Origin of the sequence: Tenuifilum thalassicum, assembly GCF_013265555.1 — a bacterium.
GTDB classification, from domain to species: Bacteria; Bacteroidota; Bacteroidia; order Bacteroidales; family Tenuifilaceae; genus Tenuifilum; species Tenuifilum thalassicum.
In genome coordinates this window covers 209,468-230,491 of sequence record NZ_CP041345.1, presented here as the reverse complement: position 1 = coordinate 230,491, position 21,024 = coordinate 209,468, and the positions used below count along the sequence as shown (strand labels likewise).

The 21,024-nt window shown below is 38.4% G+C and carries 24 protein-coding genes; 17 read left to right on the top strand and 7 right to left on the bottom strand.

Annotation, left to right across the window (positions count from 1 at the left end; translation table 11 throughout):
- The first annotated feature begins 6 nt into the window (after positions 1-6).
- The 3 genes from trpS to FHG85_RS13365 all read left to right on the top strand — a co-directional run bounded on the left by trpS (position 7) and on the right by FHG85_RS13365 (position 2,038).
- Complete coding sequence (gene trpS, locus FHG85_RS00965; RefSeq protein WP_173072411.1) at positions 7-996, top strand: tryptophan--tRNA ligase; 990 nt, start codon at positions 7-9, stop codon at positions 994-996.
- Between the two features lie 339 nt (positions 997-1,335).
- The gene (locus FHG85_RS13370) at positions 1,336-1,497 is read left to right on the top strand and encodes a tyrosine-type recombinase/integrase (RefSeq protein ID WP_220429249.1); all 162 of its coding nucleotides are present in this window, start codon (positions 1,336-1,338) and stop codon (positions 1,495-1,497) included.
- A gap of 283 nt (positions 1,498-1,780) precedes the next feature.
- Positions 1,781-2,038, top strand: a complete 258-nt coding sequence (locus FHG85_RS13365; RefSeq protein ID WP_173072410.1) for a LytTR family transcriptional regulator DNA-binding domain-containing protein — start codon at positions 1,781-1,783, stop codon at positions 2,036-2,038.
- 2 nt (positions 2,039-2,040) lie between these two features.
- On the opposite strand, the gene FHG85_RS00950 is transcribed toward FHG85_RS13365, so the two are convergent.
- A complete protein-coding gene (locus FHG85_RS00950) occupies positions 2,041-3,000 on the bottom strand; it encodes an IS30 family transposase (RefSeq protein WP_173072409.1) in 960 nt (319 codons plus the stop codon).
- Positions 3,001-3,316: 316 nt separating this feature from the next.
- Here FHG85_RS00950 and FHG85_RS00945 point away from each other — a divergent pair, with 316 nt between their 5' ends.
- From FHG85_RS00945 to FHG85_RS00910, 8 genes are all read left to right on the top strand, one after another.
- Positions 3,317-3,640 carry a LytR/AlgR family response regulator transcription factor gene (locus tag FHG85_RS00945; RefSeq protein WP_173072408.1) on the top strand — a complete coding sequence of 108 codons (324 nt, stop codon included), beginning with the start codon at positions 3,317-3,319 and terminating at the stop codon, positions 3,638-3,640.
- A gap of 28 nt (positions 3,641-3,668) precedes the next feature.
- Positions 3,669-4,331, top strand: coding sequence for a hypothetical protein (locus FHG85_RS00940; protein WP_173072407.1), 663 nt, complete (start codon positions 3,669-3,671; stop codon positions 4,329-4,331).
- Positions 4,324-4,827 carry a hypothetical protein gene (locus FHG85_RS00935; RefSeq protein ID WP_173072406.1) on the top strand — a complete coding sequence of 168 codons (504 nt, stop codon included), beginning with the start codon at positions 4,324-4,326 and terminating at the stop codon, positions 4,825-4,827. The genes FHG85_RS00940 and FHG85_RS00935 overlap by 8 nt, the downstream gene beginning before the upstream one ends.
- Before the next feature lie 2 nt (positions 4,828-4,829).
- Entirely contained in the window at positions 4,830-7,010 is a 2,181-nt protein-coding gene (locus FHG85_RS00930; RefSeq protein ID WP_173072405.1) for a peptidase domain-containing ABC transporter, read from the top strand.
- A gap of 138 nt (positions 7,011-7,148) precedes the next feature.
- Positions 7,149-7,370 (top strand): hypothetical protein, encoded by a 222-nt coding sequence (locus FHG85_RS00925; protein ID WP_173072404.1) that lies wholly within the window; start codon positions 7,149-7,151, stop codon positions 7,368-7,370.
- Between the two features lie 60 nt (positions 7,371-7,430).
- Entirely contained in the window at positions 7,431-7,709 is a 279-nt protein-coding gene (locus FHG85_RS00920; protein ID WP_173072403.1) for a hypothetical protein, read from the top strand.
- Positions 7,710-8,157: 448 nt separating this feature from the next.
- A complete protein-coding gene (locus tag FHG85_RS00915) occupies positions 8,158-8,457 on the top strand; it encodes a hypothetical protein (RefSeq protein ID WP_173072402.1) in 300 nt (99 codons plus the stop codon).
- Positions 8,458-8,509: 52 nt separating this feature from the next.
- A complete protein-coding gene (locus FHG85_RS00910) occupies positions 8,510-8,995 on the top strand; it encodes a hypothetical protein (protein ID WP_173072401.1) in 486 nt (161 codons plus the stop codon).
- Positions 8,996-9,564: 569 nt separating this feature from the next.
- Here the strand turns inward: FHG85_RS00910 and FHG85_RS00905 are convergent.
- Both FHG85_RS00905 and rnr read right to left on the bottom strand, forming a co-directional pair.
- On the bottom strand, positions 9,565-10,791 hold the full coding sequence (locus FHG85_RS00905; RefSeq protein WP_173072400.1) for a peroxiredoxin family protein: 1,227 nt from the start codon (positions 10,789-10,791) through the stop codon (positions 9,565-9,567).
- A 15-nt stretch (positions 10,792-10,806) separates the two neighbouring features.
- Entirely contained in the window at positions 10,807-13,086 is a 2,280-nt protein-coding gene (gene rnr / locus FHG85_RS00900) for a ribonuclease R (RefSeq protein WP_173072399.1), read from the bottom strand.
- Between the two features lie 214 nt (positions 13,087-13,300).
- Here rnr and FHG85_RS00895 point away from each other — a divergent pair, with 214 nt between their 5' ends.
- A complete protein-coding gene (locus FHG85_RS00895) occupies positions 13,301-14,044 on the top strand; it encodes an MlaE family ABC transporter permease (protein WP_220429248.1) in 744 nt (247 codons plus the stop codon).
- Positions 14,041-14,793, top strand: coding sequence for an ABC transporter ATP-binding protein (locus FHG85_RS00890; RefSeq protein ID WP_173072397.1), 753 nt, complete (start codon positions 14,041-14,043; stop codon positions 14,791-14,793). Before FHG85_RS00895 ends, FHG85_RS00890 begins: the two co-directional genes overlap by 4 nt.
- A 1-nt stretch (position 14,794) precedes the next feature.
- Here the strand turns inward: FHG85_RS00890 and FHG85_RS00885 are convergent, their stop codons facing one another.
- On the bottom strand, positions 14,795-15,493 hold the full coding sequence (locus FHG85_RS00885) for a Crp/Fnr family transcriptional regulator (protein ID WP_173072396.1): 699 nt from the start codon (positions 15,491-15,493) through the stop codon (positions 14,795-14,797).
- A gap of 142 nt (positions 15,494-15,635) precedes the next feature.
- Here FHG85_RS00885 and sqr point away from each other — a divergent pair, with 142 nt between their 5' ends.
- Genes sqr through FHG85_RS00870 form a run of 3 tightly spaced genes read left to right on the top strand, consistent with a single transcriptional unit; the run spans position 15,636 to position 17,724 of the window.
- Positions 15,636-16,868, top strand: a complete 1,233-nt coding sequence (sqr, locus tag FHG85_RS00880; RefSeq protein ID WP_173072395.1) for a type III sulfide quinone reductase, selenoprotein subtype — start codon at positions 15,636-15,638, stop codon at positions 16,866-16,868.
- Positions 16,869-16,890: 22 nt separating this feature from the next.
- The gene (locus FHG85_RS00875) at positions 16,891-17,202 is read left to right on the top strand and encodes a TusE/DsrC/DsvC family sulfur relay protein (RefSeq protein ID WP_173072394.1); all 312 of its coding nucleotides are present in this window, start codon (positions 16,891-16,893) and stop codon (positions 17,200-17,202) included.
- An 18-nt stretch (positions 17,203-17,220) separates the two neighbouring features.
- Positions 17,221-17,724, top strand: coding sequence for a DsrE/DsrF/DrsH-like family protein (locus FHG85_RS00870; RefSeq protein ID WP_173072393.1), 504 nt, complete (start codon positions 17,221-17,223; stop codon positions 17,722-17,724).
- 72 nt (positions 17,725-17,796) lie between these two features.
- Here FHG85_RS00870 and FHG85_RS00865 read toward each other — a convergent pair whose 3' ends face one another.
- Together FHG85_RS00865 and FHG85_RS00860 are read right to left on the bottom strand one after the other, a co-directional pair.
- Complete coding sequence (locus FHG85_RS00865; RefSeq protein WP_173072392.1) at positions 17,797-18,957, bottom strand: M20 metallopeptidase family protein; 1,161 nt, start codon at positions 18,955-18,957, stop codon at positions 17,797-17,799.
- Positions 18,954-19,322 (bottom strand): sulfite exporter TauE/SafE family protein, encoded by a 369-nt coding sequence (locus FHG85_RS00860; RefSeq protein WP_173072391.1) that lies wholly within the window; start codon positions 19,320-19,322, stop codon positions 18,954-18,956. The genes FHG85_RS00865 and FHG85_RS00860 overlap by 4 nt, the downstream gene beginning before the upstream one ends.
- A gap of 132 nt (positions 19,323-19,454) precedes the next feature.
- Here FHG85_RS00860 and FHG85_RS00855 point away from each other — a divergent pair, with 132 nt between their 5' ends.
- Positions 19,455-20,546, top strand: a complete 1,092-nt coding sequence (locus FHG85_RS00855; RefSeq protein WP_173072390.1) for a DUF1573 domain-containing protein — start codon at positions 19,455-19,457, stop codon at positions 20,544-20,546.
- Positions 20,547-20,622: 76 nt separating this feature from the next.
- Here the strand turns inward: FHG85_RS00855 and FHG85_RS00850 are convergent, their stop codons facing one another.
- Positions 20,623-21,006, bottom strand: a complete 384-nt coding sequence (locus FHG85_RS00850; RefSeq protein ID WP_173072389.1) for a NifB/NifX family molybdenum-iron cluster-binding protein — start codon at positions 21,004-21,006, stop codon at positions 20,623-20,625.
- Between the last annotated feature and the right edge of the window lie 18 nt (positions 21,007-21,024).

Below are 21,024 nucleotides of genomic sequence, written 5' to 3'. Positions count from 1 at the left end.
AAACCGATGGATATAGTATTAAGTGGAATACGCTCTACTGGAAGATTGCATTTAGGAAATTACTTTGGTGCGCTGCGTAACTTTGTTAAGATGCAGCACGAGAATAAGTGCTACTTTTTTATAGCCGATTACCATTCATTAACCACTCATCCCACACCCGAGGATTTGCATGGTTCTGTAAAACAGGTTTTAGCAGAATATCTTGCCTGTGGTGTTGACCCCGAAGTTGCTACGTTATATGTACAAAGCGATGTGCCACAGGTTGCCGAGCTCTACCTTTTACTTAACATGAATGCCTATAAAGGCGAGCTTGAGCGCTGCACCTCGTTTAAGGAGAAAATCCGCAAGCAACCCGATAATGTTAATGCTGGATTGCTTACCTACCCCACCCTTATGGCTGCAGACATACTAATTCATAAGGCAACCAAAGTTCCTGTTGGTAAGGACCAAGAGCAACACCTTGAAATGACCCGTACATTTGCTAACCGATTTAACCGATTATATAAGGTTGACTACTTCCCTGAACCTGTTGCATTCAATTTTGGTGAGCAGCTGGTTAAAATTCCTGGACTTGACGGTTCTGGCAAAATGGGTAAGTCGGAAGGAAATGCCATTTACCTCTCCGATACTCCTGAAGCAATACGTAAAAAAGTTATGAAAGCAGTAACCGACTCAGGTCCAACTGAACCAAACCAGGTAAAACCAGAGCCCATTCAGAACCTATTTACCATTATGAAGGCTGTTTCGTCGCCCGATACCCTTCAATACTTTGAGGATAAATACAATGCCTGTGAGATTCGCTATGGCGATATGAAGAAACAGCTTGCCGAGGATATCATCAAATTTACCATCCCTATCCGTGAAAGGATTGAAGCTATCCTGGCAGATGACGACTACCTAAGGAAAGTGGCCAGAATGGGTGCCGAGAAAGCCCGCGAAAGCGCTAACAAAACCATTAAAGAGGTACGTCATATCATAGGCTTTCGAGAATTCTAATAATATAAACCCGAACGGCTAAAGGGTGTTGCATGGTTCAACACCCTTTTTTTTTGTTTTGCTAGGTGAATTCGCTAATGTCAATCATCTGTTTTTCCAACATTTAGAAAGTTTTCCTAAACTAGCCTCCATAAAATTTAGTCTGTAGATTATTGAGGGATTGACATTTCCCTGGAGCCTAAGGTTAACATAGTACCTAAAATATTTTAACCACAGAGGGCACAAAGTAACACAGAGTTTTAATTCCTAAACTAATCAAATTCTCTGCCTATAACAGCTCACTCTGAAGTTTATGTCATCTATGATACAGCCTAATAAACTCATCCTAACTGAACTACTATACAAACAATCATTAAACAAGCACTTAACAAAACGAGCGTAAAGGGACCAGTAACACTTCAATGGCTCAGATACTCGTATGCTACTCATTTAATGAAGGCCTGTACCGATTTACGTTATATACAGGAATTGCTCGGACATAAAAGTTTAAAAAACACATAGATTTACTCTCATTTCTCACAAGAAAGCCTACAAAAAATTAAAAGCCCTTTTGATGATTTGTGAAAATATTTTTAATTTTGTATAAAAAACCTTACCAAAGGTACGGTTATACACCTAAAATGGTATGTATTAACTTACATTTGGTAGGGTTATAAACGAGTTATGGGCAAGTTTAAAGACACGACATGACGGACTAATCCAAAAAATGTAACGACAAGTTAGATGCTCAACAAGACAACCCTTGCTGTTGGAAAATTGATTTTAAGATTGAAAAAAAGAGAGTATGGAAAATGCCATTTGGATAAAACGAGGAGATAGGTTAACGGCAATAGAGCCAAAAACTTTACAGTATGTAGAGGGGTATAAGAATGGCTGTACGCTTCATTTCTGCCCCAATGAAAACTGCCATCATGAGAAGGTTATTAAAACTCAAAGTACAATTTCCTTTTTTGAAAAGGCCCTTTTAAATTTAGGATTTGTAAGATGCCATAGAAACTTTTTGATAAATCAAAACTTAGTTAAATACTTTTGCAAAGCGTAAATTCAACAAGCAAATGCGACACAATTAAAGAACTCTGTTTTTGGAGTACTAAAATGCAAAGTCTTCCTTGGTCTTCTGTTTATTTTATGTTGTACTTGTTTCACAAAATCTGAATCAAAGGTATCAAAATTTGATTTTTTAGGGATGTACTGTCTTATTAATTTATTAGAGTACTCACTTAATCCCCTTTCCCAAGAAGAATATGGATGAGCGAAGTAAAAGTCAGCCTGCAATTTTTTCGCTATTTTTTCATGTCTGGCAAATTCGGAACCGTTATCACTGGTTATTGATTTTACGCTGTTCTTATAGGGCAGTAGCATTCTAATTACGGTATTAGCAAGTCCATCTGCATCTTTACCATCCTCCAATTTCCTTATTAAAATCATTGATGTTTTTCTTTCAACTAAAGTTACCATTGCTCCTTTATTATTCCTCCCAACAATTAGGTCAATCTCCCAATCACCAAAACGCTCCTTGTTGTTTATTACAGCAGGCCTATCGTCAATGGAAACCTTGTTTTTTATAACTACACGCTTCCCTCCAACAGGACGATTGCGGTGTTTTAGCTTATGCCGCATATGCTTATGCAGCTCCCCTCCAGCCTGTTTATCTGCCCTTATGTACTGGTATATTCTTTCATGAGATACCATTTCAATTCCATTTCTATCACAATGTCCCTTTATTTGCTCAGGCGACCACTGCTCTTCTTTTATCCAATTGTCTATCTTTACTTGCATGCTTGTATCAAACCTGCGATTCTGACAGAAACGCTCTTTCCTCTCTTCCGCTAACTCGTTAGCAGAATCAGGATTATAAGCACCTCGCTTGCTACTATTGCGACTTATTTCACGATAAATAGTGCTCTTGTGAACTTTTAAAGCCCTGGCTATTTCACTTTTTGTTTTCCCGCAATCCAAATACGCTTTTATTGCGTATCTTTGCTCCAATGTCAAATGCTTCATCCGTATTTTTTTTGCGAAAACAAAGGTCGAACATTTGCATTAAGAGAGAAAATACTTTTTAGTTTTTCTCTCTTTCTTTAATTTAAATTCTTTTCTTGTCGTTGTCTATTGATAATCAGAATAACTTTTTTAACGCTTTGCTAAAAGTTATTTCCGATTATCAACAGGCCATCATCATCATCATTCAAGAATTTTTTCGCATTTACTAATTGAACTTTCAAAGACAGCTCCTGTATCATTTTAGAAAAAACTTCAATCCCTGTAGCAAAGCGACAAAGAAACACAATTAGAAAAATAATTAAAACAACGACTAGAAATGGCTAATGAAAGTAATCCGTTTTCTGCTATTAAGAATACCGAAGAAATAAATTACATAGAAAAATGCGAAGGGTATACTATTATTACAATGTCAAATGCAGAGCAAATAATTTCCGACTTTTCCTTGGAAAAACTTGAAAAGTTACTGCCTAGTGTTAAATTTATGCGGGTTCATAAAGCATTTATTGTAAAGACTTCTTTAATAACGGAAATTGTTCAAATAGGGAATTTTCATCAAGCCATACTTAAAAATGGGAAAAGGATTCCAATTTCAAAAAGGAAAAAGAGTGTTTTGCTTGGCAAAATAATTACAATCAAATAATTACAAATCTTACAACCAAAATTAAACTATGAAACGATTTTTTGAATCATTACTTAACGAGAGAAGCTATTTGCTTTTTTTATCAATCATTACTATTTACTGGTTGATAAACTATGTTACAAACGAATATGTTTTAACAGATAGCCTTATGTACGACTCTCTTTATGGCCAACTGCCAGAGCAGTATATTGATAGAGCAATAGCCTTTCAACGCAAATGGGCATGGGTGTCCTATGCTCTATTCCCTGTTATTCTTGTCCTTAAGTGGCTATTTGTGAGCGCATTTATTGCAACAGGCACCGTTTTTATGAACTTCAATATACGTTTTAAGCAAATTTTTAAAACAACTATGGCTTGTGAATGGATTTTCATTACAGCTGGAGTTGTAAATTTCATTGTCCTTCTTTTTTCTAATGTTCAAAACTTGGAGGAAATGCAACGTTTCAATGTTATTAGCATACTGTCAATTGGTCATTTTATACAAGGGTTAGTAGGTCTTGAATGGCTTGTTGCACCGCTTCAATCGCTAAATGTCCTTCAACTAATTTTCGTTTTTGCACTAGCGTTAGGTGTAAGTGTTGTATCAAACGAAAAGTTTGGAAAAAGCATTACCCTCGTAGCAAAGAGCTATGGTGCTGCTCTTGTAATATGGATAGTTCTAATTGCTTATATCTCTGTTTCCTATGCGTAAAAAACAAATTCTAAGCCTTGTGGCAATTATTATAGTTGGAGCATCTCTTTTCATGATACATGGTATAGCAAAAAAAGCAACTAGCAAACCTAGTCCAACACCTACTTCCATACATGCGCTTTCCCTCGATAGTTTCGCTGTAGAAATCAGTTTTGTTAAAGCTGACACGTCGCTCGTTATTGTTTTTAACTCTGAGTGTGATATTTGCAGAATTGAGCTGGAGGAACTACTAGTAAATTACGCAAATTTCGAGAGGTACAACATACTGTTGCTTTCCCATCAGAGCACAAACGAGCTGCTTCGCATACAGGCAAATTACAACCTAGTTAACTATGCCAACTTTGAAATGCTAAAAATAGATGAGCTGCGAACAGAGGAGCCATTCCTTAGTGCATCCAACCCATCCCTTTTTGTATTCGACCATAACGGCAGGTTAATATTGCAGAAAAAGGGTTATATAAACCCCGAGCTACTAAAAAAACAACTTCAGAAATAACCATGAAAATTGACAAAAGAATTGCGAAAACATTTATTCTACAAAAAAACCAATCCGATTGCGGGGTAGCCTGTCTAAGCAGCATCATAATGTTCCACGGAGGAGTTCCGAATTTGGAAAAATTGAGAATTGCCAGTGGAACAAGCAGGCAGGGCACAACGCTACTGGGCTTATACCAAGTGGCCAACAGCATAGGGTTTAACGCTGAAGGGATGCAGGCCGACATGGTATTTCTCAAAAAAATTAAACAGCCTGTTATACTGCATGTTGTTGTGAATGGCTCTATGCTGCACTACGTGGTGTGCTACCAGGTGTCGGAAAACCTTTTTCTTATTGGCGACCCTGCCGTTGGCTTAAAGTGGATGGATGAAGCTGAGCTTTTGGACATTTGGAAAAGCGGAAAAATGCTAACGCTAGTGCCTGACGAGAAAAGGTTTAAAAAAGAGAAAACTGTGCGCAACCTGAAATGGGGTTGGTTTAAAAAGTTGTTGAGGGAAGATTTAAGCCTCTTAACAACCATCCTTCTAATGGGAATTGCTGTTGCAGTGCTGGGTCTGGCCACTGCTGTTTTTGCTCAGGTGTTCATCGACAGGCTTATACCATCGGGTAACGCCACTCGCATTTTTACAGCTATTGGTTTGGTTTCAATATTACTGACAGCAAGGTTACTAATTGGCTACTACAGGCAGCAGCTCATGCTCCGACAGGGTGTTGACATCAACGTAAGAATTACGGGTAGCTTCTTTGCCGATTTGCTCATGCTCCCCATGGGCTTCTTCACAAGCCGTAAAATTGGCGACATGGTGGCAAGGCTAAACGACATAGGGCGCATACAGCAAACGGTTTCTTTCTTTTTCGGAGAGCTACTAATTAATGCCCTTGTTGTTGTTGTTTCACTAGCCGCAGTTTTTCTTTACAACATATGGGTTGGTTTAATTCTGCTTTTAGGCGTGCCGCTATTTGTATGGGTAGCATACCGCTACAACAGAACCATTATTAACGGTCAAAGGGATGCCATGATGGCATACTCCCTCAACGAGAGCAACTACATAAGCACCATTGGCAATATCCAGCCCATTAAAAGTTTTAGAAAGGAAACCTTTTTTACAAGGTTGGGATTACTAACCTTTCGTTTTTTTCAGGACAAAGTATATCATATCGGAAGTGTTGGTATAACCGTGCAGCTACTTACGGGTATGATTGGACTGGCTATTACTATCGGAGTAATCATCCTATCTGCCATTCAGTTGCAATCGGGGCAAATGTCAACGGGTGTATTTATGGCTGTTTTTAGTCTAAGCGGAACCATTCTTCCAGCCCTAGCGTCCATTGCCTTTGCCAACGTGCAGCTACAGGGCGCACGAATTGCATTTGAGCGAATGTACGAGTTCTCCAGCATGGACAAGGAGTATTTAATGGCTGATGAGGATGAAAAAGAGCGCATTTATGAATTCAAAGAGCTACGCCTAACGGATGTCTCGTTTAGGTATCCCGGTAGGGGTCTGCTACTCGAAAAGGTAAACTTCACGGTAAGTAAAGGGGAGCTGGTTACCATTTTTGGCGATAACGGCACGGGCAAGAGCACGTTAATGTCTCTTATACAGCGGTTCTACAGCCCAGAATCGGGTAAATTACAGTTTAACGGTAAGGATGCTGAAACCTATTCAATTCAATCTTATAGGGGCCTTATAGGAGTTGTTCCACAAGATGTAACTCTCTCAAACGCAACTTTGCTCGCAAACATAACCCTTTCGGATAGTGAAAAGGAAGCCTTAGAGGCCGTTGAAACATTGAAAAGGTATGGGCTAATGCCATTCTTTGAGAAATTTCCACAGGGCTTTCATACTATGCTTGGCGAGGGTGGTATTCAGATTTCGGGCGGGCAAAAACAGCTGGTAGGGTTGGCTCGTGCGTTAGTTTGTAAACCACAGCTGCTACTACTCGATGAGGTAACCGCACACATGGACAGAACCACAGAAAACTTTGCTTTAGAGCTGCTAACCCAACTCAAAAGCATCATGGGCATACTTAACATCACGCACAGTATTAGAAACGCCTCAATATCCGACAGGATTATTGTGCTGTCAGTTAGTGGTCAGATTGAGGTAGTAGGAAACCACAATGAACTGTTGAATAGCCAAAATTCATATAGTGCTGCATGGCAGTCTTTTACAAAAATGTAATGAAAAAAACTTCCCGCTCGGACGCTATTTTTGACCGTTCACGGAATTTGTGGTTATTATTCTTGGTTGTATAAAATTCTTTAAATAATTTTGTAAGTGTAAGTTAACTTTATTATTAACCTTAAAAAATTTAGTAAAATGGAAACAAGAAAATTATCTTTGCAAGAAATGGAAATGACTGAAGGTGGTAGTGCGTCTGAATTCATTTGTAATATGACCACTGGTGGTATTGGAGCGATATGGGGTGCTTGGGCGGGTGGTATTGCTACAGCATTTGCAGCAACAGCCGTAGCATCTGGTGGTATAACAGTTGTTGTAAGTTTAGTTGTTGGTGCAGCCCTATCTACTGCAATTTGTTAATTTTATTCATTTTCTCAGCAATGGTTTAAAAAAAACATGGCTGTATTATAACCAACTATCATGGAAGCAAAAGAACGTAAATCATTGTTATTATTTTTTTTAATAAATACATTGATTGCTATTGGTAGCATCATTTATTTATTTATAATGGAACCTAAAGGTTTTTTACGTCATATTATTCCAGGATATTTTTTTGGTGTTATAAGTGCATATTTCACAGTATTTGTATTAAGACCAAAAATTAAAACTGGTTCATTTAAGTTGAAATATTTTAATTTTATTATGCTTGGTATTTCTATAGTTTTAATGCTTGTATTTTTAATTTATAAGTATTTCTAAGTGCAATGTTTTATTGGTACAATTAATAATTAGTGATTTTTATTTAGTTTTAAAACAAGTAAAGAAAAATCAAGCAAAGAAAATTTTAATTTTTTCTGATTCGGCTATTTAAATGCCACAGTGGCTCATCTTTCAAAAAGTTGAGCCTTTATTTATTGAATTTAAATACAGTTAAAAAAGCTCAATCAAAAGCATAAACAATTATTAGTCCGTTAAGATGCTTTAGAAATATTATTAACACACAAAGTAAATGTTTGAGTCTGTTTGTAACTTTATTTATTTCAAAACCTGCCCATAACAAGGGGTTAATAAAATGCAGGTAACCTGCGGATTAGGAAACGTTATCGCTTTTTCGTAGCTTCGTAGCGTGGGACAATGAACCGTTTCATACTCCTGCACTTTACCAACCCCCAGCCGTTAGCAGTAATATTTAGAAAAAATCGCACTAATGAAAGTAATTATAAATACTGAAAAGAAATCAATTTGGAAAACTTTTAATTTCCTTTCTTTGAAAATTCCTTTGAGAAAATATAATTTAAAAGAGTTCACTGGAATTCAATTTTTTGTAAGCATGAAATTATCAAAAGGGAGAAAGGGATATAACTTTGGAAAAAGTTCCTTGTGTTTTATGAATCAAAATAATGAAAAGCTTTTAATTGAAAAAAATGAATCTGATAGATACTCGATTGAGAAAGCAAAGGAAATAACATACAAAACAAAAATTCCATTTTTTTTGAAGGAAATGTAAAACAAATTGAATCAGACAAGCAAAAAATCAAAAACCTTAATAGATAAGTATTATGAAAATGACAGCAAGCATGTTAATGAGAGATTTAGAAAAAGGCAGACCTGTTAAAGTTTCTTCCGATTTTTCTTTTTTTGGAGCATTCATAGGTTTAATAATTGTTTTATTATACTCGTTTATACTTTTTGCCATAATGAAAGACCCAAGTACGGAATTTAATAAATTAGCATTGCCATTAATTTTTTACTTTATAATATTAGGTTTAACAATTTATCAGTTCATTTTTGTTTCAAAGGTATTTCTTGTAGGGAATAAACTGTTGATAAAAAAAATATTTAGAAAGAAAGAGACAGTGTTATTAAATCAGATTCAAAATATTTCAACATTTAGACTGAAAAATACCAAATACACAATAGTAAGCTATAAACTTGATAATGGTTTAGAATCAAAAGCTTTAATATTAAATTCTAATTCAGTTCTTTTTGGAAAACAAGAAACTTTAGAAGACTTACTTGAATATGCTAAAGTAAAGCAGAAATAAAAATTTTCAAAATACAACTGCTAATAAATAGGACTCTGAGCGGCGTGCAGCGCCCAGCGATGAGTAGGTGTTGAACTACACCCGCCGGGTTCAGGGCTATGTACTTAATGACGGTTTTAAATATTTTTTGAAGTTAATATTTTGAGGGGATGTTGTTATAGTTAACGGACAACTTTTTCAAACTCAGGAACAAGCACAATAGCCTGCTCAACGATACTAAAACCCGATTTCTTTCTCATATTCATTTTTTTTTGTTAATAATTTCGGAGTATAGAAAGAATCGGGTAATTTTGAAACAGCTACCCGCGGAGGCGTGTTTAGTTCAACAAGGTGTGTAGCCAATGTGGGTTGGCAATGGAACTTAGAAGCGGTTTCGCCCGTTAGGAAATTTTTTTCGAAGACGAATACGCAGCCCGTTCTCACACATAAGCCAAACCACCGGCTGTTAATGCATAAAATCTTTCATACACTCACGAATAGGCAGATAAAAACAAAGCTACCGAACTGGTAGCTTTATCATTATGTATTAAAGAAATTATTAGTATTACAATGGTTTACTTATGTTTGTTCTAGTTTTCGTTAAGTAGCTTTACAATTAGCTCTTCGGTTTCTTTTGCAAACTTCTCGAAATGTTCACCCGTACCGGGTCCAGAGAAACCTGTTTCAACACGGCGAATTTTACCCTTGCGGTCCAGAATCATGCTGGTTGGGTAGGCCATAGTGCCTTCAAGGGCATAAAGCACCGAGTCGCGTTGGGTGCGGCCACGTGGGGCAACATATAGATATGTGTAATCGGCACCTATGCTTTGAGCAAAGCGCTTAATCTTTGGCTGAGCAGCCTCAAAGGTTTTATCCTCAAAGCAAAGCGATACCACCTCAAAGCCCTTATCGCGGTACTTTTCGTACATGGTTTTGTAGAATCGGCCCTCGTCCAGGCAGTTGGGGCACCAGCTTCCGCCAGCAAGAACAGCCAAAACCTTTCCCTTAAAACGCTCATCGTTGGAGGTAACACGGTTACCATTTAGGTCGATACCAGCAAACTCAAAGGTGGAATACCCTTTTCGCACCCAAACCATGCTTTCAGCCTTGGGTAATTGGGCGTTCTCGTCACGAAAGGCGCGCCATGAAGAGACCCAACTTGGACTTCCAGCAATCAAGCCATTGGACATATTAGCCGAATCGGTTATTTCGCCACGTATAATTATTGTTTGGGCACCATCATTCTTAGAAAAGTAGAACTTATTGCCTGCAACCTTTCCCTCAAGGTATCGGTAATCGCCATAAGGACTAAGAATGGTACCTGTAACCCTTGCACCATCCTGCTTTAGCTCTGCAATCATAGCCGACGAATCGGGTGTTCCTGGATTCTCAATGAACCACCAGCGCCCAGTTACATCGTATTTTGGTTGTTCGGTAAACCATGGAAACCGGTCTGTTTCTCCCTTGATGGCATAAAACTGGTACCTACGTCCAGCTTTTATCCCTTTGGGATAGTAGTAACCGCTTAACGAGTCGTTTACTGCTACCACCAGCTCACTGGTAAATGTTGGGAACTTTGCATAAAGAGAATCGCCAATACGTTCAACCTCGTTTACCCGTATTAGCTCATCGGCATTACGCACTACAAGACAAATCTTACCGCTATCGGACTTAACCTCAAAATTGAATGGCACATCTAACCTGCCAGGAATTGTATCCATTTGGATAATACCAAGCCATTGACCAGTTGTTAGCTCGTTTTTCTTTGTACACGACAGGGCAAGTGCTGCCAAGACGAAAACCAGTAATTTTCTCATACTCAATATTTATTTTTAGCGTTTACGACGTTTCTCTTTTTTCTTAGGTTTTTGCTGCCCCTTCCTGCTTGAGGCAACTTTGGCTTTTTTGGAACTACTTTTTTTTGGACTCCTACGAGGTGTTGAAGGTTTACTTGACTTACCAGGCATTCCTACAAGCTTAAAATCGAGTTGCTTCTTGGCAAGGTTCGTACGCCAAACCTCAACCTCAACCTCATCGCCAAGAGTAAACTTACGCCCTGAGCGTTCACCTACTAAAGCAAACTCATCCTCATCGAAGCGGTAGAAATCGTCGTCCAGGTCGCGGATTGATACCAAACCTTCGCATTGGGTTTCGGTAAGCTCAACAAAAAGGCCAAAACTTGTAACACCCGAAATAACTCCCTTAAATGTTTCGCCAACCTTATCCTGCATAAACTCTACCTGCTTATACTTAATTGAAGCCCGTTCGGCTTCGGTTGCCTTTATCTCCATGTTAGTAGAGTGCTTGCAAAGCGTTTCAATCTGCTCCTTATCTTTAGGTTTCCCATTTTTAAGGTAATGGTCTAAAAGACGATGAACCATCATGTCGGGGTAACGTCGTATTGGCGAAGTAAAGTGGGTGTAAAACTTAAACCCTAAGCCATAGTGACCAATGTTATCGGTTGAGTATCGGGCCTTTGCCATAGACCTCAGGGCAAGTGTTTCAACCAGATTTTGTTCGGGGCGTCCCTTTACCTTTTCCATAAGCTGGTTAAGCGATTTGCTTACCTGCCTATCGGTTGTTCCAGAAATGCTGTACCCAAAACGGGTTATGAATGATCTAAAAGCGTTGAGCTTCTCCTCGTTTGGCTTGTCGTGAATACGATAAACAAAAGGCAACTCCCTACGCCCCTTCTTTTGCATGCCAATAAACTCGGCAACCTTACGGTTGGCCAATAGCATGAACTCCTCAATTAACTGGTTCGATTCCTTGTTTTCCTTAAAATAAACCCCTAAAGGTTTACCCTTGGGATCGAGATCAAATTTAACCTCGATACGTTCAAATGCAATAGCCCCCTTTTTAAACCGTTCTGCTCTAAGCTTTTGGGCAAGCGTATGGAGCAATAGAATTTGCTCTTTCATATCGCCCTCGCCAGTTTCAATAACCTGCTGAGCCTCCTCGTAGGTAAACCGGCGTTTTGAGAGAATTACAGTACGACCAAACCATTGGTTAATAACCTCGGCATTCTCATTCATTTCAAACACAGCAGAAAAACATAGTTTTTCCTCGTTAGGCCTCAGCGAGCAGATAAAGTTTGATAGCCTCTCAGGTAGCATTGGAACGCACCTATCAACTAAATAAACCGATGTGCCACGCTCTATTGCTTCGTTATCAATAGGGCTATTTGGTTTTACATAGTGAGTTACATCGGCAATGTGAACTCCTACCTCAATGTTACCATTGGGAAGCATTTGCACCGAAAGGGCATCGTCAAAATCTTTAGCATCAAAAGGGTCGATGGTAAAGGTTGGAACATCGCGAAAATCGCGTCTCTCACGATAATCGGCATCCGTTATCTTAGCGCTAATCTTCTCCGCTAGCTTATCGAGCTCTTCGGGGAAACGATACGGCAACTCAAACTCGGCAAGAATGGCATGCATTTCAACCTCATGAACACCTGGGTTGCCAAGAACCTCCACAATCTTACCACTTGGATTCTTCTCGCGTGCAGGCCATTCGGTTATTTGTACTATTACCTTTTGACCATTTCGAACATCTTTAAGCTCAACCTTCGGAATGAAAATGTCGTAAGGCATCAGCTTGTTATCGGGAATAACAAAAGCATTTTTGCCAACAAAATGAATGGCGCCCACAAAGTTTCGTTTAGCCCGTTCTATAATTCTTACCACCTCGCCTTCAAGCAAACCCCTTCGTCGTTGACGGTAAATTGAAATCTGAACCCTATCGCCATGCAAAGCATGATTTAATCGAAAATCGGGGATGAAAATCTCTCTATTGTCTTCGGTTATCACATCGGCAGAGCCATCGGGATTCATTTCTAAAGTACCTACTACAAGGGCATTTTGCATTACTGCACGAAACTTTCCACGCTGCAGCTCCTCGGCAAAACCTTCCTGGGCAAGCTCGTAAAGTAGCTCATTTACCATTCTACGAGTAATATCGTCACCAACTCCTAACTTATTCGAAACCTGTTTGTAATTGAAAATCTTTGAGGGATTAGCAAGCAGAAGATCGGTAACTAGTTGTTTAAGCTTCTTTTTGGGGATACGCTTTGGGGTATCACTAGCTGTTTTACTTTTGCCTTTAGCCATATTCTTGTTACTTTAATAAATTCAAAGATAGTGTAATTTGATTCAGGTTAGTAGGATTGATTTACCAAAAATTAAACTAAGTCGCTCTAAATTATTAATCTTCTAAGTTTTGTTAAGATGATAATTTTATCATAAACAACTCAATTATTAACAATATCCATTAAATTTGCTTTACTTTAAAGCATGTTAAATAAATAGGTTTATAAAAATGAACATACTCAAAGGTGTTGAGATATTCGGTGAATATGTACTATTACTAAAACGGGTATTCTCAAAACCTGAAAAAAAGAGGGTTTACTACAGGCAAACAATAAAAGAGATTGATAAGCTAGGTTTACAATCGATTTGGATTGTTACCATTATATCAGCGTTTATGGGTGCAGTAATCACACTTCAAACTGCCTATAACATGGAGAACCCTTTCATACCAACGTACCTTATTGGTTTAGGAACACGCGATAGCATGCTACTTGAGTTCTCATCAACCGTAATCGGGCTTATACTTGCTGGGAAGGTTGGTTCAAACATTGCCTCTGAAATAGGAACAATGAGAGTAAGCGAACAGATAGATGCTTTGGAGATAATGGGGGTAAACTCTGCTAGCTTTTTAATATTACCCAAAATTATCGCCACAGTGCTTTTCAACCCATTTCTATCGGTTCTAAGTATGATTGTTGGTATCACTGGAGGATGGTTAGTGGGCGTATTTACAGGTGTAGTTTCATCGCAAGAGTACATTAATGGGGTGCAATATGCATTTATTCCATTCTACATCACCTACTCTTTAATAAAAACTGTAGTTTTTGCATTTCTTATTACAACCATATCGGCTTTTTACGGTTACCGTGTCCAAGGCGGATCGCTTGAAGTTGGCAAGGCAAGTACCCAAGCCGTAGTAATGAGTAGCATTTTTATACTTTTATTTAACCTATTACTAACTCAACTGCTTCTGTCGTGATAACCATAAAAAATGTTTGTAAATCGTTTGATGGAAGGATGGTGCTAAAAGATATAAGCGCCACCTTTGAAAAGGGGAAAACTAACCTGATAATAGGTCAAAGTGGTTCAGGCAAAACGGTTCTGCTTAAAAGTATAGTTGGTTTACACGATATAGATGATGGAGAAATTTTCTATGACGAAACCCGGTTCGATACTCTTTCCTTTACCGAAAAAAAGCAGATAAGGCAAAAAATAGGAATGCTTTTCCAAGGATCAGCACTATTTGATTCGGCAACTGTAGAGGAAAATGTCATGTTTCCGCTTGATATGTTCACCGAAATGACCTACGAGGAAAAGCTTGAACGGGTTAACTTTTGCCTTAAGAGGGTTAACATCGTAAACTCAAATCATCTTTACCCTGCTGAGATTAGCGGGGGAATGAAAAAAAGGGTAGCCATAGCCAGGGCAATAGCACTTAATCCTGAATTCTTGTTTTGCGATGAGCCTAACTCTGGCCTTGATCCCAAAACAGCAGTGGTTATCGACCAGCTAATTAAGGAGATTACAGAGGAATACAACATTACCACCATAGTTAACACCCACGATATGAACTCGGTGATGGGAATTGGCGATAAGGTTATTTTTATACACCAAGGACAGAAATGGTGGGAGGGAACCAAAGACGATATTCTTGATAGCGATAATAAGGAGCTAAATGATTTTGTTTTTTCAACCGAACTGACAAAAAAGATAAAAGGTCTTAAATAGCCTACCCATGCTCTTTCATCCAACGCAATTTTTCGGGGTTAACAATCTCAATGGTTGTCCCTTCAATCTTAATAACATTATCGCGGCGCAATTCTGAAAGTATACGAACCACATTTTCAACGCGCATATCAATAAGCTCAGCAATTTCTCTGCGCGAGATGGGAAGATTAAACTTTTGCGATTTGTAAACCTCATTAGCAAAATAGCAAAGGATAAAAGCCACACGACCACGGAGCTGGCGCAATTCTAAATCGAGTCGAGTACCCATCATCAAATCCGACACCTGCGAGATTTTCTCCAGGAGAGTTTTGGCAAAGTCACCGTTGGTGCTCACTAAATCCATCACCATATCGTAATCAACGCAGCAGTACTCACAATCCTCAATGGCAATGATGTTGTACTGATATTTTTTTGATGAAAAGATACTTAGCAAACCAACAAAATCGTTAGGAGTGGCAATGCCAATTATTTGTTCACGACCATCAGGATTTACCCGAGTTAACTTGGCCAACCCTTTCCTTAGGAAAATAAACCCTTTAACCTCACCACCCTGTTTAGCAATTACATCTCCCTTTTTTACAAACGCAAATGTTTTGTTTGCAGTTAGGTTGTCGAGCTGTTCATCGCTTAACCTTACAAATATCGAGGAGCGGAATCCACATTCTGAACATTTACTTCCAGGGCATATATCTTTATTCATATCTATATATGTTGATATATATCAGTTTTGATTTTTATCAACAACTATTCAGTCCAAATAATCGTTATAAATAATGAACTTTGAAATGTACAAAAAATTTCAATTGATAATTGAATAACAATAAACTTAATTCTGTAAATATATGAAGAAAATTGTAATTCTTGGCGCTGGAACAGGTGGAACGTTAATGGCAAATAAGCTAAGAAAAGCACTTCCAAAAAAAGAGTGGGAGATTACTGTTGTTGACAAGCACAGAAGTCATTACTATCAACCTGGATTTTTATTTATCCCTTTTGGTATTTATAACAAGGAGAGAGTTGTAAAACCTAAGCAAAAATTTTTGCCTTCTGGTGTAAACTTTATCGTTGAAGATATTGACAGAGTTCTGCCAGATAAGTCTGAAGTTTTATTAAAAAACAACCAGACACTATCGTATGACTTTTTGATTATTGCAACAGGAACCCAAACAAGTCCCGATGAAACACCTGGGCTAAAAGGAAAGGAATGGTATAAAAGTATCTTCGATTTTTACACATACGAAGGAGCTTCAGCGTTACATGAGTTTCTGAAAAACTGGCAAGGCGGAACCATGGTTGTAAATATTGCTGAGCAACCCATCAAGTGTCCTGTTGCTCCTTTGGAGTTTTCATTCCTAGCTGATACGTTCTTTAAGAAGAGAAAAATCAGGGATAAGGTCAATATTGTTTATTCTACACCTCTTTCTGGTGCTTTTACAAAACCAAAAGCAACAGCCATGCTAAGCAAACTCCTTAGTGAGAAAAACATTAACATTGTACCTGACTTCTATATTGAGAAGGTTGATGAAGATGCTAAGAAAATCGTGTCCTACGATGGAAGAGAAATTAGTTTTGACCTACTAGTTTCTATCCCAGTTAATAAAGGTGCTGATTATGTAGAAAGAAGTGGCATGGGCGATGACCTTAACTTTATACCAACCGACAAGTTTACCTTAAGGTCGCAGAAATGGGAAAATATTTTTGTATTAGGAGATGCAAGTAATATTCCAACATCAAAAGCAGGCTCAGTTGTTCACTTTGCTGCAGATGTCCTTTATGAAAATGTTCTATCTGCAATTAATGGTAAACCTTTAGAGGCCAAGTTTGATGGTCACTCTAACTGCTTTATTGAAACGGGTGAAGGAAAAGCCAGTTTAATCGATTTTAACTATGATACAGAACCACTACCTGGTACATATCCAGTTCCTGGTATTGGTCCCATGAAGCTGTTAAAAAACACTAGGCTAAACCATTGGGGTAAATTAGGTTTTGAGTATATTTACTGGAACATACTAATAAAAGGGTTGCATCTTCCCGTATCTTCAAAGATGTCGATGAAAGGTAAAAAAATTGATTAGTTAATTTTAAACAGATAAAGTTATGGCAGAAAAAGTATTTGCAGGTGTAACAGTTAATGTTACCGAAGATGGTTATCTAACCGATCCAAACCAGTGGACCAAAGAGATAGCAGTTGAGATTGCTAAAGAGGAAGGTATTGAACTAACGGATAAGCACTTTGAAGTAATCAATTTCATTCGTGAAAAAACTTTAAACGGTGAGTCGTTAACTATTAGAACTATTGGAAAATCAGGCATAGTTGATACCAAAGGATTTTATCAGCTTTTTCCTGGTGCCCCACTTAAGAAAGCAACCAAAATTGCTGGCGTAGCAAAACCATCGAGTTGTGTATAACCTTAAAACTAAATAGTTATGGCAGAAGCAAAAGATCACCCAATTAAAAAGGTGATGATTATATGCGCCAAAGCAAACCTCGAGGATGTTTATGCTGCTCTGGTTATGGCAAATGGCGCCGTGATGGAAGGAATTGAGGCTAAGGTATTCTTCACCTTCTTTGGCCTTGATGCAATCACAAAGAAACAAATGAACAAGTTGCACACTGCAACAGTTGGAAACCCTGGCTTACGTATGCCTGGCGGGTTACCCTTCCCTACTATACTTGGAATGCTTCCAGGTGTTGAGGCCGGTGTTTCGGCAATGATGAAAAGCACAATGGAAAAATTAGACATCCCTCCAGTTGATGAGTTTCTAGAACTTATCACAGCAGGTGGTGGTGAAATTTATGCTTGTAAGCTTGCCGTTGAGATGTTTGGCCTTAAAAGAGAAGACTTCAGCGAGCATGTTAAGGATATTATCACCATTGGCCAATTCTACGAATTAGCAGCTGGTGAAGGCACACAAATTATCTTCACCTAAAAGAGATAAAGTCTAAAATTAAGAGGCTGCCTTTTATGGACAGCCTCTTATATTTTTTAAATGTCTACTTGTCTACCTCATCATCTCCGTAAAAATATTTACCAAAATATCCCACCCAATTTCAATAGCTTCTTCCGAAGGATTAAAGGTATTCTGATGTAGCTGAGGATTTTCTTTTTTACTATATCCAGCACCCACTCTAAAATAGACCGATGGCACCATGTTGCTAAAATAGGCAAAGTCGTCGGTGGTCATTCTTGGTTCTAGCTTCACAACATTGTTTGAACCAATCACCCTTGCAGCAATAGTTTCTACCTGGTGCGTAAGCTCAGGATTGTTGTAAACTGATGGATACCCCTTGCGTATATCAACCTCGCAAATGGCTCCATGAGCTTTAGCAACATTACCAGCAGTTTGGTGGATAAGCTGATGTGCTTTGCCGCGCCACTCTTCGTCCATAGTTCGGAAAGTACCCTCAATATGAACCTCATCGGGAATAATGTTCGTTGCGCCATTTGCCAAGATTTTCCCAAAAGAGAGAACAGTAGGGATTAAAGCTGGGGATTTGCGGCTTACAATAGTTTGTAAATTTAGAATGATTTCCGAAGAACAAACAACAGGATCGACAAGGAGGTGGGGCAATGCAGCATGTCCACCTTTCCCTTTTACGGTGATATAAATCTCATCGCCAGATGCCATATACCTACCAGCACACAAACCAATCTTTCCAGCCTCGAGCTCAGGAAGCATATGAATTCCAAACATGGCATCGGGCTTAAGTTCATTAAATAGGTTTGTTTGAGTTATTGCCTGGGCTCCTCCTGGAAGCAACTCCTCACCCGACTGAAAAATTGCGATGAAACGCCCTTTAAGATTTTCTCTCTGGCTAAAAAGAGTTAACGTAACTCCCATAGCAATAGCCATATGCATATCATGCCCACAGGCATGCATCACATTTTCATTTGTAGATGAAAATTCTAAACCAGTCTCTTCTCGAATAGGCAGGGCGTCTAGCTCGGCTCTTAAGCCAAAGGTTTTACCATCCTGTGCTCCTTCAACAATTGAAATAAAACTTTCATGTGTTCCAAAGTCTAATACCTTTATACCCTCACTCTTAAAAATAGATTTAATATACTGTGCAGTCCTCACTTCATGAAACGATAGCTCTGGAAACCTATGTATGTGTCTCCTAAATTCTATCATTTTATTTATAAGCTGGCTATTAGTTCTCATTTTCCAAGAATCATTTTAAGTCCAACTAAAATTATAAAGATGCCAAAAATCTTTTTTAGAATATCATCGGGAATATTAATTGAAACCTTAGAGCCAAAGTAGCTGCCAATAACAACTCCCAGCATTAGGATGAGAGAAAGCTTCCAGTCGATATAGCCAGCCTTATAGTAGTTTATAACTGCAAATATTCCAACAGGAAAGAGCAATACCATAAGACTAGTACCCTGAGCCTCGTGTTGTGAAAAGTGAAGAATATAGATAAGTGCGGGCACAATAATGATCCCCCCCCCAAGTCCAAGTGCGCCTCCAACAAAACCAGCCATCAGTCCAACTGCGAGTAAAAGTATAAGCTGTGAAATGGTCATCTTAAACAATTTTTTAACAAAGATATGGATGTTTTTGGAATATAAGTTGATAATAAATGCATGGCAAATTGTTGTTTTTTAATTCACTTTGATAACTTTGCAATAACTAACACATAAAAAACATTGAAAGCCATGAAAAAGTTAGGACTTTTTATTCTTGCCTGTACATTTGGACTTACAGTAATGGCACAAAATAGTGCTTCGAGAATTACATTTAAGGAGACCTCTTTTGATTACGGACTGATTAACGAGGACGATGGTGTTGCCTACCATTCGTTTGAGTTTACCAACACAGGCACCACACCATTAATCATTCACCGAGTAGCCACCTCATGTGGTTGTACAACACCTGAATGGCCAAGACAACCAATTGCTCCAGGAAAAAGCGGTTCAATAAAAGTTGGATACAATCCGGCAGGACGTCCAGGCCCGTTTGCCAAAACAATTACAGTTTACAATAACTCTGCAACTCCAACTGTTGTACTACACATTAAAGGTAAGGTAAAACCACACGTTAAAACTATTGAGGAGATTTATCGCACTCCTGTTGGCGACATGATAAAGTTTGATAAAATTCATTTTGCCCTAGGACGAATATATCTCGGGAAAACCTACACCGATACCATTAAATTCCTAAACGTATCATCGAATCCTGTAGTTGTTAAAGCCAATACTCAAGGCTTGAACTTTTTACAGGTTAAAACAGTTCCCGAGAAAGTTAAACCCAAACAAATAGGCTCTTTGGTTTTAACTTATAATCCCGACAAAAGAGGAGATTGGGGATTTGTGGTTGACCGCTTCGTTCTCTCTGTGAACGATAAAGCTATTAATAGAAGCCCTATTACCATTACAGCAAGCATTGAGGAAGATTTTTCAAAACTATCAGCCAAAGAGCTAGAAAATGCCCCTAGAGTAGAGTTTAACACAAACCACTACGATTTTGGAACAGTTAAACAGGGCGATCCTGTAAAGTATGACTTTATAATGAAGAATTCTGGAAAAAGCGATCTTATAATTAGAAAGATAAAAGCTAGCTGCGGTTGTACAACAGCCACTCCTTCTCAAAAGGTTTTAAAACCTGGTGAATCAACAAAAATTTCTGCTTCGTTCAGAACCTCAGGATATTCTGGTCGTCAAGGTAAAACAATTACTGTGATTACCAACGATCCTAAGAACCCAACAATGATTCTTCGCTTAACTGGAACCGTTGAAAAGCCAAACTAAAGTTTTTAGCTAACGAAATATTAAGAGGCTGTCTTTGTTATGACAGCCTCTTTTCTTTTCTATAATACAAACCATATTAATGATTACATGAGTGCCCATGTTGGTGCCCCTCGGGATGGTGACCATGGTGATTGCAAGTTTCACCCGAATCGGTTAAGTTACCTGATAAGTAATCATTTACAACCTTATCCACATTGCCAGAACAACCTCTAACCACCTCTACACCATGTGCTGCTAAAACATTTATTGCTCCCGCACCTATTCCTCCAGCAAGCATTAAAGAAACACCCATGTTCTGGAAATCAGATGCAATATTCGACTTGCAACCACACCCTTGAGGTGAGCCTAAGGTTTCCTTTTTTACTATACTACCATTTTCAACTGTATAAATGGTATAAAACTCGCAATGGCCAAAATGCTCATCTACGAGGTTTTCTCTTGTTGGAACTGCTATTTTCATCGGTTAAAAATTTAGTTA

Coding starts and splice junctions, on each gene's coding strand:
- FHG85_RS00865 (WP_173072392.1), bottom strand. CDS start 18,957: ATGAGAACTAATAGCCAGCTTATAAATAAAATGATAGAATTTAGGAGA.
- FHG85_RS00935 (WP_173072406.1), top strand. CDS start 4,324: ATGCGTAAAAAACAAATTCTAAGCCTTGTGGCAATTATTATAGTTGGA.
- sqr (WP_173072395.1), top strand. CDS start 15,636: ATGAAGAAAATTGTAATTCTTGGCGCTGGAACAGGTGGAACGTTAATG.
- FHG85_RS00910 (WP_173072401.1), top strand. CDS start 8,510: ATGAAAATGACAGCAAGCATGTTAATGAGAGATTTAGAAAAAGGCAGA.
- FHG85_RS00905 (WP_173072400.1), bottom strand. CDS start 10,791: ATGAGAAAATTACTGGTTTTCGTCTTGGCAGCACTTGCCCTGTCGTGT.
- FHG85_RS00930 (WP_173072405.1), top strand. CDS start 4,830: ATGAAAATTGACAAAAGAATTGCGAAAACATTTATTCTACAAAAAAAC.
- FHG85_RS00940 (WP_173072407.1), top strand. CDS start 3,669: ATGAAACGATTTTTTGAATCATTACTTAACGAGAGAAGCTATTTGCTT.
- FHG85_RS00945 (WP_173072408.1), top strand. CDS start 3,317: ATGGCTAATGAAAGTAATCCGTTTTCTGCTATTAAGAATACCGAAGAA.
- FHG85_RS00915 (WP_173072402.1), top strand. CDS start 8,158: ATGAAAGTAATTATAAATACTGAAAAGAAATCAATTTGGAAAACTTTT.
- FHG85_RS00860 (WP_173072391.1), bottom strand. CDS start 19,322: ATGACCATTTCACAGCTTATACTTTTACTCGCAGTTGGACTGATGGCT.
- FHG85_RS00950 (WP_173072409.1), bottom strand. CDS start 3,000: ATGAAGCATTTGACATTGGAGCAAAGATACGCAATAAAAGCGTATTTG.
- FHG85_RS00870 (WP_173072393.1), top strand. CDS start 17,221: ATGGCAGAAGCAAAAGATCACCCAATTAAAAAGGTGATGATTATATGC.
- FHG85_RS13365 (WP_173072410.1), top strand. CDS start 1,781: ATGGAAAATGCCATTTGGATAAAACGAGGAGATAGGTTAACGGCAATA.
- FHG85_RS00875 (WP_173072394.1), top strand. CDS start 16,891: ATGGCAGAAAAAGTATTTGCAGGTGTAACAGTTAATGTTACCGAAGAT.
- FHG85_RS00920 (WP_173072403.1), top strand. CDS start 7,431: ATGGAAGCAAAAGAACGTAAATCATTGTTATTATTTTTTTTAATAAAT.
- rnr (WP_173072399.1), bottom strand. CDS start 13,086: ATGGCTAAAGGCAAAAGTAAAACAGCTAGTGATACCCCAAAGCGTATC.
- FHG85_RS00855 (WP_173072390.1), top strand. CDS start 19,455: ATGAAAAAGTTAGGACTTTTTATTCTTGCCTGTACATTTGGACTTACA.
- FHG85_RS00885 (WP_173072396.1), bottom strand. CDS start 15,493: ATGAATAAAGATATATGCCCTGGAAGTAAATGTTCAGAATGTGGATTC.
- trpS (WP_173072411.1), top strand. CDS start 7: ATGGATATAGTATTAAGTGGAATACGCTCTACTGGAAGATTGCATTTA.
- FHG85_RS00850 (WP_173072389.1), bottom strand. CDS start 21,006: ATGAAAATAGCAGTTCCAACAAGAGAAAACCTCGTAGATGAGCATTTT.
- FHG85_RS00925 (WP_173072404.1), top strand. CDS start 7,149: ATGGAAACAAGAAAATTATCTTTGCAAGAAATGGAAATGACTGAAGGT.